Origin of the sequence: Nonomuraea sp. NBC_00507 (assembly GCF_036013525.1) — a bacterium.
In the GTDB taxonomy this organism is placed as follows: domain Bacteria; phylum Actinomycetota; class Actinomycetes; order Streptosporangiales; family Streptosporangiaceae; genus Nonomuraea.
Genome location: NZ_CP107853.1, coordinates 11,905,193 through 11,919,351 on the forward strand (window position 1 = coordinate 11,905,193; position 14,159 = coordinate 11,919,351).

Sequence of the window (14,159 nt, forward strand, 5' to 3'; positions counted from 1 at the left end):
CATCATGCGTACCGTCATTCAGCTCACCTTCGGCGCGCTCGCCCTGGCCGGTCTGACCGCCTGCGGCTCGGGCGCCGCTCCCGCTCCCGCCTCGTCGTCGGCTCCCGCCAAGCCCGGGAAGATCGCCGTGGCCGCCACCGACACCGAGTGCAAGGTCGCCGCGTCCGAGGTCGCGGCGGGCACCACGACGTTCGCGATCACCAACGGCGGCGCCAAGGTGACCGAGTTCTACGTCTACGCCCCGGGCGATCGGGTCATGGCCGAGGTCGAGAACATCGTCCCCGGGCTGACCAGGGAGCTCATCGCCGAGCTGCCTGCCGGGGCGTACGAGACCGCGTGCAAGCCCGGCATGGTCGGCAAGGGCATCCGCAACCCGCTCAAGGTGACGGGCGAGCACAAGAAGCTCACCGCGGACGCCAAGCTGGCCGAGGCCGTGGCCAGCTACAAGCGCTACGTCAAGTCGCAGAGTGACACGCTGCTGGTCAAGACGCAGGAGTTCGTGGACGCGGTCAAGGCCGGCAAGATCGACGAAGCCAAGGCGCTGTTCCCCGTGTCGCGGACGTACTGGGAGCGCATCGAGCCGGTCGCGGAGATCTTCGGCGACCTCGACCCCGCCATCGACGGCCGCGAGGCGGACCTGGCCGAGGGCGAGGAGTGGACTGGCTTCCACAAGATCGAGAAGGACCTGTGGATCCACAAGGACGTCAGCAAGTCCGGGCCGATGGCCGACAAGCTGATGGCCGACGTCAAGACCATCGTCGAGAAGGCGAACGCCGCCGAGCTGACCCCGCTCAACCTGGCCAACGGTGCCAAGGAACTGCTGGACGAGGTGGCCACCGGGAAGATCACCGGCGAGGAGGACATCTGGTCGCACACCGACCTGTGGGACTTCGCGGCCAACCTCCAGGGCTCCAAGGCGGCCGTGCAGTCGCTGCGGCCGGTGCTCGAGGAGCGGGCTCCTGACCTGGTCAAGACGCTGGATGAGCAGTTCGCGGCGGCGGAGGCGGCACTCGAGGTGCACCGCAAGGGTGACGGCTGGCAGTTGCACAACGAGTTGTCCAAGGCCGAGCTGAAGACGCTGTCGGACGCGATCAACGCGCTGGGCGAGCCGATCAGCAAGATCGCTCCCGTGGTCGCGAAGTAGCCGGAGGTAGGGCTCGATGTCAGAAGCCACAGAACCGGGACGTTCCCCGTCGGTGAGCCCCGAGGACGGCGGGCGCGTCCCGTCGGCGGCCTCGGACGGGGCGGGCACCCCGTCGGCGACCCCTGAGGACGGCGGGGCCGCCGGGCGGCGGGTCAGCCGCAGGGGCCTGTTCGGGCTGGGCGCGGCGGGTGCGGCGGTCGTCGGGGCCGGCGCGGTGGCGGCGAGCTCGCTGTTCGACGAACAGCCGGTCGCGCACGCCTCCTCGACCTCCGACCCGTACCCCTTCTATGGGCAGCACCAGGCGGGCATCGTCACGCCGGCCCAGGACCGGCTCCACTTCGTGGCGTTCGACGTCACCACCGAGAAGCGGGCCGAGCTGGTCGACCTGCTGCAGGAGTGGACGGCCGCGGCGGCGCGCCTGACGCAGGGCAAGGAGTCGGGCTCGTTCGGCGCGGTGGGCGGCGCGCCGGAGGCCGCGCCCGACGACACGGGCGAAGCCCTCGGGCTGCCGGCCTCGGGGCTGACCTTGACGATCGGTTTCGGACCGTCGCTCTTCGACGACCGCTTCGGCCTGGCGGCCAAGCGGCCCGCGGCGTTGGCCGACCTGCCGAAATTTCCGGGAGAGCAGCTCATTCCGGAAATCTCCGGCGGCGACATTTGCGTGCAGGCGTGCGCCCACGACCCCCAGGTCGCCGTGCACGCCATCCGCAACCTGGCCAGAATCGGCTTCGGCCGGGTCTCCGTCCGCTGGTCGCAACTCGGCTTCGGCCGTACGTCGTCGACCTCGCGGGCCCAGACCACGCCCCGCAACCTGATGGGCTTCAAAGACGGCACCAACAACATGAAGCTCGAGGACGCCGGCCTGCTACGCGACCAGCTGTGGGCGGCCGCGCAGGACGGCAGCGCCTGGATGGCCGGCGGCTCGTACATGGTCACCAGGAAGATCCGCATGATGATCGAGACCTGGGACCGCACCTCGCTCCTGGAGCAGGAGCAGATCATCGGCAGGGACAAGGGTGAGGGCGCGCCGCTGGGCAAGAAGGCCGAGTTCGACACCCTGGATTTCGCCGCCAAGGGCTCGGACGGCCAGCCGGTCATCGCGGCCGACGCCCACGTCCGTCTGGCCCATCCGAGCTTCCACGGCAACGCGCACCTGCTGCGGCGCGGCTACAACTTCGTGGACGGCTCCGACGGGCTCGGCCGCCTGGACGCGGGGTTGTTCTTCATCGCGTACCAGCGCGATCCACGCAAGCAGTTCGTGCCCGTGCAGCTGAAGCTGGCTAAGATCGACCCGCTGAACGAATACATCAAGCATGTTTCGAGCGGATTGTTCGCAGTCCCGCCCGGCGTCCGCGACGCGGGAGACTACTGGGGAAGAACGCTCTTCGAGTGAACGAAGGTGTCGGCGGGGTCTGGTAGGACAGGACAGTCAACCCCCCGACCGAGGACGTACCCATGATCGAGTACGACCAATATCTCGGCTATCAGCACCGCTATGCCGAACGCTACGCCGGGCTGCCGGTGGTTCAGATCCTCTCGTCCCCCGGTGAGCCGCCGCCCGACAGCGGCGCGGTCGCATGGCGGATCAGCGCGAGCTCGTGGCCCGACGACAGCTTTGACAACGTCGGCGACGCCTTCGACGCCTTCTTCGAGCGGGCCGACGCCGCCCGTGTCACCACCATCGTCATCGGCGAATGGCCGGACTGCTACACGCAGACCTCCGCCCCCATCGTCGAGCGGCTGGTCCGGGAGGCTCCCCGATTGCCGGCGCTGCGCGCACTCTTCTTCGGCGCGATCAGCAGCGACTACTCCGAGATCTCGTGGATCCAGCAGAGCGACGTCACGCCGGTCCTGGAGGCATACCCGCTGCTGGAGCGCTTCGAGGTGCGCGGCGGCACAGGGCTGCGCCTGAGCCCCGTCCGGCATGCGGCGCTGCGGATGTTGCGGGTCGAGACCGGCGGGCTCGACGGCTCGGTCGTGCGGGCCGTGGCCGGCAGTGACCTGCCGGCGCTCGATCACCTGGAGTTGTGGCTCGGCGTCGAGGAATACGGCGGCACCACGACGGTCGCCGACCTCAACCCGATCCTCCGGGGCGAGCGCCTGCCCGCGCTGCGCCACCTGGGGCTGCAGGACAGCGAGATCCAGGACGACATCGCCGCCGCCGTAGCGTCGGCGCCGGTCGTGGCCAGGCTGGAGACGCTCGCCCTGTCGATGGGCGTGCTCACCGACCAGGGTGCCGAGGCGCTGCTCACCGGCCAGCCCCTCACCCACCTGCGCCGGCTCGACCTGCACCACCACTACCTCGGCGACGAGATGATGCGGCGGGTGACCGAGGCCCTGCCCGGCGTGCAGGTCGACCTGTCCGATCAGGAGGAGCCCGACGAAGACGAGGACGACGACGAGATATGGCGCTACGTGGCGGTGGACGAGTGACGCACGACGGACCGACGACCATGATCCACTTCACTGAGCTGCCCAGCCACTACGAGCGCTACTACGAGGAATACGCCGGATTGCCCATCGCCCACGCGCCCTGGCAGGAGGAAGACGGCCCTCAGCCGGCGGGCGGCTCCGTGGCGTGGCGGCTCACTGGCAACGAATGGGACGACGACGCCCCTGACGAGATCGGCGAGACTCTCGACTGGCTCTTCGACCACGTCGACACCACACAGGTCACCGCCCTCGTCATCGGCCAGTGGGAAGATTGCTACGAGACCCCCGCCGACCACATCGTGGCCCGGCTGGCCGCCGAGGCGGCACGGTTGCCCGCGCTGCGCTCGATCTTCCTGGGTGCGATGTCTCCGGAGGAGTCCGAGATCTCGTGGATCCAGCAGGCGGACATCACGCCGCTTCTGGAGGCGTTCCCGAAGCTGGAACGTCTGGAAGTGCGGGGCGGAAGCAATCTCAGGCTCCATCCGGTGCGGCACGGATCGCTGCGGATGTTGCGGATGGAGACCGGCGGGCTCGGCGGCGACGTCGTCCGGGCAGTGGCCGGAAGCGACCTGCCCGCGCTGGAGCTGTTGGAGCTGTGGTTCGGTTCTGACCAGTACGGCGGGGATGCGACCGTCGGCGATCTCGCACCGATCATGAGCGGCGAACGGCTGCCCGCCCTGCGCCACCTGCGGCTGCAGAACGCCGAGTTCCAGGACGAGATCGCCGCCGCCGTGGGCGCCGCGCCCATCGTGGCCAGGCTGGAGTCGCTGAGCCTGTCGATGGGCTCGCTCACCGACGCCGGGGCCGAGTCGCTGCTGAGCGGCCAGCCGCTCACCCACCTGCGGTGGCTCAACCTCGACCACAACTACCTGTCGGCCACCATGATCGAGCGCCTGGCCAAGGCCCTTCCGGGAGTCGACGTCGTGCTCTCCGGTAACGAGAGCTTCGATCGTGCGTGGCGGTTCGTCGCGGTGAGCGAGTGACGTGCTGAGCGGTGTGCGCCTCGCCGTGGTGGGGATCCCCGGGCATCGGCGCGTGACGATGTTCCGCGACGCCGTGCTGGCCGCGGGGCTGGCTGAGCCATACGTGGTCTCCTGGCGGGACGTGCTGACCGGGCGGGAGCTCCACGTGCCCGAGGGGTCGCTGCTGCGGCTGGACTCGCCGGGCGAGGACGCCGAGACCGACGCGCTGCTGCGCGGGCCCGGGGATCCTGCGCGGGTCGGCGGAGGCGCGTCCTGGTACGCCGCCTTCACCGCCGGGCTGGAACGGGTCGCCGCGATCGGGGGCGTGCGCCTGCTCGGCGACGTCCGGGAGATCGCCGTGATGTTCGACAAACGGCGCTGCCACGCCGTGTTGTCGGCCGCGGGAGTGCCGGTCCCGCTGGCCTTCGCGATCTCCTCGTACGCCGAGCTGCGTGCGGAGATGACACGGAGGGGGTGGGCGCGGGTGTTCGTCAAGCCCGTGCACGGGTCGTCGGCGTCGGGCGTGATCGCGCTTCATGCGCGTGGTGACCGCGTCCAGGCCGTCACGTCGGCGGCCTGGGGGGCAGAGGGCGGGCTGTTCAACTCGCTGCGCGTGCGCACTTATACCTCCCATGACGAGGTGCGGCAGATCGTCGACCTCCTGGCCGGGGACGGGCTGCACGTGGAGCGGTGGTTCCCGAAGGCGTCGTTCGGCGGGAAGGTGTTCGACCTGCGGGTGGTGACCGTCGCCGGGGTTCCGACCCACGCGGTGGTGCGGATGAGCCGCACTCCCATGACGAACCTGCACCTCGGCGGGCAGCGTGGCGACCTCGAAGTGGTGCGGTCGCGGCCGGCGTTGTGGGAGCGGGTGCTGGAGGTCTGTTCACGGGTGGCCGCGTGTTTTCCCGGCAGCCCCGCCACGGGAGTGGATGTCATGGTGGGGGCGGATTGGCGCTCGGTGATGGTGGCGGAGGTGAACGCGTTCGGGGACCTGCTGCCTGGTTTGGGGGATATTTCAGGAAATGGGCGGGACACCTATGCCGAGCAGGTCCGGGCGATCCTGCCGGGGGCGATAACCCCCGACGCGACGATCGCGGCGGCGAGGGTCTTATGACCGGCACGCGGCAAGAGGCGGGCCCGCTCGACAGGACCACGGTGTCCTCCCGGACAGGCGCGCTCGACATGAACGCCATTGTGGGCAGCCACGACATCCTGTTGGTGACGCTCGACACGCTGCGCTACGACGTCGCCGCCGAGCTCGCGGCCGCCGGTCAGCTGACCGGCCTCCTGCCGCCGGGCGTGTGGTGGGAGCGCAGGCACAGCCCGGGAAGCTTCACCTACGCCGCGCACGCCGCCATGTTCGCCGGTTTCCTGCCGACGCCGGTGACGCCGGGGCCGCATCCGCGGTTGTTCGCGGCCACGTTCCCCGGGAGTGAGACCACGGCCGCGGGCACGTGGGTGTTCGACGCGCCCGACCTGCCCACGGGCCTGGCCCGAGCCGGTTACCACACGGTGTGCGTGGGCGGCGTGGGCTTCTTCAACAAGCTGACGCCGCTCGGGTCCGCGCTTCCGAGCCTGTTCGCCGAGAGCCATTGGGAGCCGGAGTTCGGCGTGACGAATCCGGCATCTCTGGAGCACCAGATCGACCGGGCCGCTGAGGTGCTGCGCCGCGTACGCGAGCGGGTCTTCCTGTTCGTCAACGTGTCAGCCCTGCACCAGCCCAACCATTTCTACCTGCCCGGCGCGACCGGCGACTCGCTGGAGAGCCACGCCGCGGCCCTGCGCTACGTGGACCGGCACATCGGGCGGCTCTACGGGCTGATGCGCCGCCCTTGCCTGGTGATCGTCTGCTCGGACCACGGCACGGCGTACGGCGAGGGCGGGCACACCGGCCACCGGGTCGGCCACGACGTGGTCTGGACGGTTCCGTATGCGCAGTTCGTACTGGAGGATCATGCGGCCGTATGAGGGCTATGTCTACGCCTATCCGCACAAGACCGCCTACCGGCCACTCGACCCGCGGCCGCCACTGAAGGAGGTGTGGGCGGGCGAACGGCCGGGTGCGCTCTACGTGCACATCCCGTTCTGCGAGATGCGGTGCGGCTTCTGCAACCTGTTCACGCGGACGGGCGCCCCGGAGGAGCTGGTCACGGCCTACCTCGACACGCTGGAACGCCAGGCGGTGCAGGTGCGGGACGCTCTGGAGGAGACCGGTTTCGCCACGGCCGCGTTCGGCGGCGGAACGCCGACCTACCTCAGCGCGGGCGAGCTGGTCCGGCTGTTCGACCTGACCGAGCGGACGATGGGCGTCGATCTCGCCCGGATCCCCTTGTCGGTGGAGACCTCCCCCGCCACCGCCACCCCGGACCGCCTGAGCGTACTGGTCGAGCGCGGGACCATGCGCGTGTCCATTGGTGTGCAGAGCTTCATCGACGCCGAGGCCCGCGCCGCCGTACGCCCGCAGAAGCGGGCCGAGGTGGAGACGGCGCTGGACACCATCCGGGCGGCGGGTGTGCCGGTGCTCAACATCGACCTGATCTACGGCATCGACGGGCAGACGGTGGACTCGTGGCTCGCCTCGATCGAGGCGGCACTGACGTGGCGGCCCGAGGAGCTCTACCTCTACCCCCTCTACGTCCGCCCGCTCACTGGGCTGAGCAAACAGGGGCGGGCCTGGGACGACCAGCGGCTGGAGCTCTACCGGGCGGGGCGCGACCGGCTGGCGGCGGCCGGATACGAGCAGGTCTCGATGCGCATGTTCCGCTTGCCCGGCGGCGCCGGGACGGCCACGGAATACTGCTGCCAGACCGACGGCATGGTGGGGCTCGGGTGCGGCGCAAGGTCGTACACGAGCCGGCTGCACTACTCGTTCGAGTACGCCGTGGAGGCGCGGCACGTGCGGTCGATCATCGACGACTACGTGGGACGGACGGAGTTCGGCGTGGCCAACGTGGGCTTCGAGCTGTCGCTCGACGAGCGCAAACGACGGCACCTCATCCAGTCGTTGTTGCAGGCAGAGGGCCTGTCGCGGGAGCTCTACCTGGACCGGTTCCGCACCGACGTCCTGGCCGACTTCCCGCTGGAAGGGTTCGCGGAGTGGCTGCGGGTGGATCCGGGCGCGGTGCGGCTGACGGCGGAGGGGCTGGCCTTCTCGGACGCGGTCGGGCCCGCGCTCTTCTCGCCGCAGGTGAGACGGCTCATGGACGAGTACGCCCCATGCTGACCATCCTCTACCGCGGCCCCCTGTCCAGCTGCGACTACGACTGTGCTTACTGCCCGTTCGCCAAACGGCGCGACGCCCCCGAGCAGTTGCGGGCCGACCGGGCGGCGCTGGAGCGGTTCGCGGGGTGGGTGACCGCGCAGCCGTTCGAGGTGTCGGTGCTGTTCACGCCGTGGGGCGAAGGGCTGGTCAGGTCGTGGTACAGGCGGGCGCTCGTCGAGCTCTCCTGGTTGCCGAACGTCACGAGAGTCGCCATTCAGACGAATCTCAGCTGCCGTACCGCATGGTTGTCCGAGGCGTCGGACCGGGCGGCCCTGTGGGTGACGTACCACCCGACGCAGGTCGCCTACGACCGGTTCCTCGGCAAGATCCGCTCGCTGCCGGTACGCCACAGCGTGGGCATCGTCGGCGACCCCGCGCACCTGACGCACGCGCGGCGGCTCAGGGCCGATCTGCCCCCGGAGACCTACCTCTGGGTCAACGCCGAGGAGGGCCGTCTCTACACCGACGCCGAGGCGGCCGACTGGTCGGAGATCGACCCCCTCTTCCACTACAGCCGGTTCGCGCACCCCAGTGCGGGCCTGCCGTGCCGCACCGGGGACGACGTGATCTCGGTCAGCGGCGACGGCACGGTCCGGCGCTGCCATTTCATCCCGGAGGTGCTGGGCAACCTGTACGACGGCTCGTACCGCGCGGCGTTGCGGCCCCGGCCGCCCTGCCCGGCTGCAGCTTGCGACTGCCATATCGGATATGTCCACCTAGAGCCGCTCGGGCTCTACGACGTCTTCGCCGGCGGCATCCTGGAGCGCATCCCGCACCCGAGTCACCGTGACGCCGCGAGCGTCAGGTCCTCCGCGATGCCGTAGCGGGCGTAGCGGGCCTGAGTGATGTACGCCCATTAGCGCTCTCCGAAGGACCAGTGCGACCACTCCGTGGGGTAGTTGACGAAGCCGGCCGAGGCCAGGGCGTTACCCAGGATGCGGCGGTTGCTCCTGGCTTCGGCGGAGATCGCGGTCGAGTCGGTGTAGCAGTTCTCGTCGCTCTCCGGCGTCGAGGAGCAGGGCGGCGAGTAGGGCCCGGACCTTGGCCAAACCCTATGGGCACAGCGATGCGGCTTACCAGAGGCGGTGCCGTACAACGCAAAGGACCCCGGGCTGTCCCGGGGTCCTTCTTGCGGCTGGTTGACGGTGGCGGGTTGGGCGGACAGCACGTCTGAGTCCAGCCGCCGGGATCCTCCGCGCCCCTGAGCCCTTCTGCTCACCGGACGAAGGGCTCTGCGCTGGAAGCAATTCGTCCACGCTTTGTGGCCCGAACTCCTCGGAGTGCCTTACCGAGGTTGGCCGCTCCCGCCCGTGTCGGCCGCCCGGGGTGGTAGGCGGCCGACACCGGCGGGGATGGGGTCAGGTCAGGATGCGGGTGCTGCCGGCCCAGCCGTGCCCGACTTCGCGTGGCACGCTTCCCGTATACGGCTGACCATCGTCACGCACGAAGTTGTTGCTGTAGAGCAGCATCTTGCCCGCGGCGTCCACAGCCAGCAGATCGGTGAACCCATCACCGGTCACATCAGCCGGAATGATCCTCGTCGAACTGCTCCAGCCATGCCCGACCTCACGCGGCGTGCCGCCCGTAAACGGCTGACCATCGTCACGCACGAAGTTGTTGCTGTAGAGCAGCATCTTGCCCGCGGCATCCACCGCCAGCAGATCGGTGAACCCATCACCAGTCACATCAGCCGGAATGATCCTCGTCGAACTGCTCCAGCCATGCCCGACCTCACGCGGCGCGCCGCCCGTAAACGGCTGACCATCGTCACGCACGAAGTTGTTGCTGTAGAGCAGCATCTTGCCCGCGGCATCCACCGCCAGCAGATCGGTGAACCCATCACCAGTGACATCAGCCGGAATGATCCTCGTCGAACTGCTCCAGCCATGCCCGACCTCACGCGGCGCGCCGCCCGTAAACGGCTGACCATCGTCACGCACGAAGTTGTTGCTGTAGAGCAGCATCTTGCCCGCGGCGTCCACCGCCAGCAGATCGGTGAACCCATCACCAGTGACATCAGCCGGAATGATCCTCGTCGAACTGCTCCAGCCATGCCCGACCTCACGCGGCGCGCTGCCCGTAAACGGCTGACCATCGTCACGCACGAAGTTGTTGCTGTAGAGCAGCATCTTGCCCGCGGCGTCCACCGCCAGCACGTCAGTGTACGAGTCACCCGTCACACTGTTGCCGGGTAGCTCCGCAGGTTCCGACATGGACCACACCGCGTTCGCTATGGCCACGCCGTCCGCTGTCGCGTCGAAGTACTTCCCGGGAAAGGCGGAGACCTGTACCTGCTGGCAGATCTGCCCAATGGGATCATTTCGCCAGTCGAACTGGAGCATCTTGCTGAGGAACTTGTTCGTCGCGTAGACCGGGTTCAGGATCTGCTCGACCGTTCCCCAGCCTTGCGAGGGACGCTGCTGGAAGAGCCCGACGCTGTCGTCGGCGCCGTAGGTCAGGTTGCGGATGGTGGATTCGACGATGGTGGTGGTGATGGCAATCTGTGCGGCCCGAACCGGCAGGCCTCGACTCTTGACGGTGGCGATGATGACGCGGGCGCAGGACACCCGGTAAGCCGTCATCGAGCCCTCCCAGTTGGGCAGTTGTCTGTTCAACTGCGTCGCCATACTGGCATCGGCCGAGGTGGTTCCATTTCTGTCGCATGGCACAGTGTCCGCGGCGTGCGCGGGAGCCGAAGACATCAGGGCGATGGGCACCGAGACGCACAGGGAGAGAAGTAATCCGGTCAGGGATCGGATGAGGGCATGTCGCATGGCTACTCCACGAGTGATGAAGAAGGGCCCGGTGTCGGCCGCCTGGGGTGGTGGGCGGCCGACACCGGCGGGGATGGGGTCAGGTCAGGATGCGGGTGCTGCCGGCCCAGCCGTGCCCGACTTCGCGCGGCGTGCCGCCCGTAAACGGCTGACCATCGTCACGCACGAAGTTGTTGCTGTAGAGCAGCATCTTGCCCGCGGCATCCACCGCCAGCAGATCGGTGAACCCATCACCGGTCACATCAGCCGGAATGATCCTCGTCGTACTACTCCAGCCATGCCCGACCTCACGCGGCGCGCCGCCCGTAAACGGCTGACCATCGTCACGCACGAAGTTGTTGCTGTAGAGCAGCATCTTGCCCGCGGCATCCACCGCCAGCAGATCGGTGAACCCATCACCAGTCACATCAGCCGGAATGATCCTCGTCGTACTACTCCAGCCATGCCCGACCTCACGCGGCGCGCCGCCCGTAAACGGCTGACCATCGTCACGCACGAAGTTGTTGCTGTAGAGCAGCATCTTGCCCGCGGCATCCACAGCCAGCAGATCGGTGAACCCATCACCAGTCACATCAGCCGGAATGATCCTCGTCGTACTACTCCAGCCATGCCCGACCTCACGCGGCGCGCTGCCCGTAAACGGCTGACCATCGTCACGCACGAAGTTGTTGCTGTAGAGCAGCATCTTGCCCGCGGCATCCACCGCCAGCAGGTCGGTGAACCCATCACCAGTCACATCAGCCGGAATGATCCTCGTCGAACTGCTCCAGCCATGCCCGACCTCACGCGGCGCGCTGCCCGTAAACGGCTGACCATCGTCACGCACGAAGTTGTTGCTGTAGAGCAGCATCTTGCCGCCGGCGTCCACAGCCAGCAGGTCAGCGTACGAGTCACCCGTCACACTGTTGCCGACCCTTGGCTCATCAACGGTCCCTCCGACGGGAGCGCTGTAGCCAACGATGTCGGTGTTGGAGCGGGAGTAGGAGTTGCTCTGGGTGCGGTCGCCGCTGTTGCCCTCGATCGTGTAGACGGTGCTCGCGTTCGCCGAGGTCACGATGCCGACGTGATCGATGTCGCCGCTCCGGTCCCAGTCGAAGACGATGGCGTCACCGGGCTGGGGTGAGTAGCCGCTGCCGAAGGCGTGCCACGTTCCGTGCTTGACGCCGTAGTCCTTGAACGACGACGCCCATCCCGTGAGGACGCCTCCGCTGCCCTCGGGCACATCGGCATACGGAACGCCGGCCCGTTGCCAGACGTACTTGGCGAAGTCGGCGCACCAGTCGCTGTCGCGCCACCGGACGCCGTCACTGCTCGGGCAGCCGTCGGCGGGCTTCCAGCTGCGGAAGTACCCGGTGTAGTAGTTGCAGCCGCTGCCCATCGGGGATTCGTGATTGCGCGTGGAGTCGCCGAGCTGGTCCTGCGCCACGGAGACGATGGCCGGGCGGGACACCGCCGAAGCCTGCGTCGCGGAGACCGCGACCACACTCAGGGCGACGACGGGCACCGCCAGCATCGAACGGAGGATGCGGGATAAGAACGCGGTGCGTTTCTTGGGAGGTTTCATGGTGCGAAGCCTGCGCCGGGCTTCTCCAAACTCGGTTCAAACCTGCTTGAACTTCTTTGCCCGCGTCCAGCCCGTGGAGACCGCCGCCTTGGCGCGGACCACATCCATCAGCCGCTCGGCAGCCATCATCCGCCCGGCGTCGACCTGCGGCCAGGCTCCGAGGACTACCGCATTGAGCTGCCCCGGCCAGCCGTCCCGAGGGGCGACTGTCGCATGGCCCGCTACCCAGCCGCCCCCAAGCGAGGCTGCCGCTTGGCCTGCGGTTCAGCCTTTCCGAGGGAGGCCGCCACCTCCCATCCCACACCTGGCCAGCCCTGAGGGCCGTGGCTCCACGGGGTGTCCGCCGGCTTTGCGGCTTTCCACCTCGACACCGCATTGGATGGCAGTTACAGAGATTTTCCATTGGCGTGTGCGACCCTGCCGTCCGGCCGAGTCGGCGCCGCGGAATTCTCCCCGGTCAGGTCTCGCGCTCGGGCCGGTAGTCCTCCTCCGCGATGCCGAACGTCCACGCGACCCCCTCGCGCGCCCGCTGCACCCACGGCGGCACCCGCAGGAAATAGGTGCGGCTGGTGCCGTCGGGCTCGGGCGTGGAGTTGACGACCTCCACCATGGTGATCGACTCGTCGCCGGGCAGGTCGATGCACCACAGGACACCGGTCTCGTCGCGATGTACAGGCCTGGCGCCGGACTCGGCAAGATAGCGGTCGTAACCGAAGTGCTCCAGCATCACGCGGCGCAGCTCGGCGTTGTCCTCGTTGCGGATCCGCTCGGGCGTGAGATCGCCCATCGACGCCCCGAACTCGGCGGGGACGGGCATGCCGTGCCAGGCGTGCAGGGCGAAGCCATCGGAGTAGGACATGGCAGGCCCGTCCGCGCGATGCAGTCGTGCGAGCTCGTCGAGGTGCAGCTCGACAGGCCGCTCCGTGATGATCGCCATCCGCTCGTACGGCCACCACCAGCCCGCGCACTCGGCCACCCGCTTCAGCCCGTCCAGGCCGTCGAACGCCGACAACCACGGGGCGTCGTGCTGCCCGAGCACGGCGTCCAACGTGACCTGCCGCAGCGCCTCGCCACCGAGGTCGGCCAGCCCTCGGCGGATGGCGGTGACCAACTGGTCGACCTGCGGCCACAGCCGTCCGCCCGTCTGGTCCCAGAGCGCCGCCCAACCGGTCGGCCCGAGCTCGGCGTAGAGCGCTGCCCTCGCGCGCTCCCACGGCTGCGTACGGACGACGTCCCGCACCGACCGCCCCGGCTCACCGACCGGCCGCAGTGCACCGAACAGCGCCTGAGCACGGTCGGCTCCGCCGGGCCCCCGCACCGCCGGCACCGCCTCCTCAAGGGCCTGGCGCCGGGCGTCGTCGCCGGTCAGCCATGCCGCCGCCACGGCCCCGGCCGCGGGCGAGCTCAGCACGAGAACGTGCTCAGGCTCCACGAGCCCTGCCTCGCGGTACGCCTGCCGGACGGCCGCCTCCGGGTCGCCTCCCGCGCCGGTCGCCCGAGCGACCCGCTCCCACGTCAGCGTCTCCATCAGTCGGCCACCACCCGGAAGGACCCCGGCACGTATTCGCGCTGCCTGATCACCCGATACCAGCCCTTGGGCAGCGAGATCGCGTCATGCTCCTCGTGCACCAGCCTTCCTCCCTCAGGGAGGTGCAGGAATCCACCGGAGAGCGTGCCGGGACCGGGGATCGCGTGACAGTGCCCGGTGGCCTCGCCATGGGCCAGCACCAGCCGCCCACGGGGGTCCCGCGGCTCGGGCCGCATGATGCGGGACGCGGACTCCTCCGGAATCGGCATGATCAGGATGTCGCCCTGTCGATACATCGACCAACCTCCATCGTTGGGGGGATGATCGCAAGCTATCGACCACGACCGACAATTCCTGAGTGGCCAGGCCTCCCGTCGCACGGTGATCGACCGGCATATCCCTACCGGCGGCGTCGTTGATCGGCCTGCCTAGGGTGTCCGGTCCCGGCCCGCGTAATCCATAGAGTGCGTTCTTCGTCGCCGATCAGCGAAT

At 68.8% G+C, this 14,159-nt stretch carries 13 protein-coding genes; 8 read left to right on the forward strand and 5 right to left on the reverse strand.

Features of this window, described 5'->3' with window-relative positions; all coding sequences use genetic code 11:
• The first annotated feature begins 4 nt into the window (after positions 1-4).
• The 8 genes from efeO to OHA25_RS56660 all read left to right on the forward strand — a co-directional run bounded on the left by efeO (position 5) and on the right by OHA25_RS56660 (position 8,625).
• Positions 5-1,144, forward strand: a complete 1,140-nt coding sequence (efeO, locus tag OHA25_RS56625) for an iron uptake system protein EfeO (protein WP_305918506.1) — start codon at positions 5-7, stop codon at positions 1,142-1,144.
• 16 nt (positions 1,145-1,160) lie between these two features.
• Positions 1,161-2,537: an iron uptake transporter deferrochelatase/peroxidase subunit gene (gene efeB / locus OHA25_RS56630; RefSeq protein WP_327585050.1), complete on the forward strand. Its 1,377-nt coding sequence runs from the start codon at positions 1,161-1,163 to the stop codon at positions 2,535-2,537.
• Positions 2,538-2,599: 62 nt separating this feature from the next.
• Positions 2,600-3,577 (forward strand): STM4015 family protein, encoded by a 978-nt coding sequence (locus OHA25_RS56635; RefSeq protein WP_327585051.1) that lies wholly within the window; start codon positions 2,600-2,602, stop codon positions 3,575-3,577.
• A gap of 20 nt (positions 3,578-3,597) precedes the next feature.
• On the forward strand, positions 3,598-4,560 hold the full coding sequence (locus OHA25_RS56640) for an STM4015 family protein (RefSeq protein ID WP_327585052.1): 963 nt from the start codon (positions 3,598-3,600) through the stop codon (positions 4,558-4,560).
• Position 4,561: 1 nt separating this feature from the next.
• Entirely contained in the window at positions 4,562-5,653 is a 1,092-nt protein-coding gene (locus OHA25_RS56645; protein WP_327585053.1) for an STM4014 family protein, read from the forward strand.
• A 68-nt stretch (positions 5,654-5,721) separates the two neighbouring features.
• Positions 5,722-6,507: an STM4013/SEN3800 family hydrolase gene (locus OHA25_RS56650; RefSeq protein ID WP_327591197.1), complete on the forward strand. Its 786-nt coding sequence runs from the start codon at positions 5,722-5,724 to the stop codon at positions 6,505-6,507.
• Entirely contained in the window at positions 6,494-7,762 is a 1,269-nt protein-coding gene (locus OHA25_RS56655; RefSeq protein ID WP_327585054.1) for an STM4012 family radical SAM protein, read from the forward strand. The genes OHA25_RS56650 and OHA25_RS56655 overlap by 14 nt, the downstream gene beginning before the upstream one ends.
• Complete coding sequence (locus OHA25_RS56660; RefSeq protein ID WP_327585055.1) at positions 7,756-8,625, forward strand: STM4011 family radical SAM protein; 870 nt, start codon at positions 7,756-7,758, stop codon at positions 8,623-8,625. Before OHA25_RS56655 ends, OHA25_RS56660 begins: the two co-directional genes overlap by 7 nt.
• A 32-nt stretch (positions 8,626-8,657) precedes the next feature.
• Here the strand turns inward: OHA25_RS56660 and OHA25_RS56665 are convergent, their stop codons facing one another.
• From OHA25_RS56665 to OHA25_RS56685, 5 genes are all read right to left on the reverse strand, one after another.
• Positions 8,658-9,020, reverse strand: a complete 363-nt coding sequence (locus tag OHA25_RS56665; protein ID WP_327585056.1) for a M15 family metallopeptidase — start codon at positions 9,018-9,020, stop codon at positions 8,658-8,660.
• A 139-nt stretch (positions 9,021-9,159) separates the two neighbouring features.
• Positions 9,160-10,428: an FG-GAP repeat domain-containing protein gene (locus OHA25_RS56670; RefSeq protein ID WP_327585057.1), complete on the reverse strand. Its 1,269-nt coding sequence runs from the start codon at positions 10,426-10,428 to the stop codon at positions 9,160-9,162.
• 226 nt (positions 10,429-10,654) lie between these two features.
• The gene (locus tag OHA25_RS56675; RefSeq protein ID WP_327585058.1) at positions 10,655-12,088 is read right to left on the reverse strand and encodes an FG-GAP-like repeat-containing protein; all 1,434 of its coding nucleotides are present in this window, start codon (positions 12,086-12,088) and stop codon (positions 10,655-10,657) included.
• A 508-nt stretch (positions 12,089-12,596) separates the two neighbouring features.
• Positions 12,597-13,667, reverse strand: a complete 1,071-nt coding sequence (locus OHA25_RS56680; RefSeq protein WP_327585059.1) for a DUF6745 domain-containing protein — start codon at positions 13,665-13,667, stop codon at positions 12,597-12,599.
• Entirely contained in the window at positions 13,667-13,963 is a 297-nt protein-coding gene (locus tag OHA25_RS56685) for a hypothetical protein (RefSeq protein WP_327585060.1), read from the reverse strand. Before OHA25_RS56685 ends, OHA25_RS56680 begins: the two co-directional genes overlap by 1 nt.
• Positions 13,964-14,159: the final 196 nt, after the last annotated feature.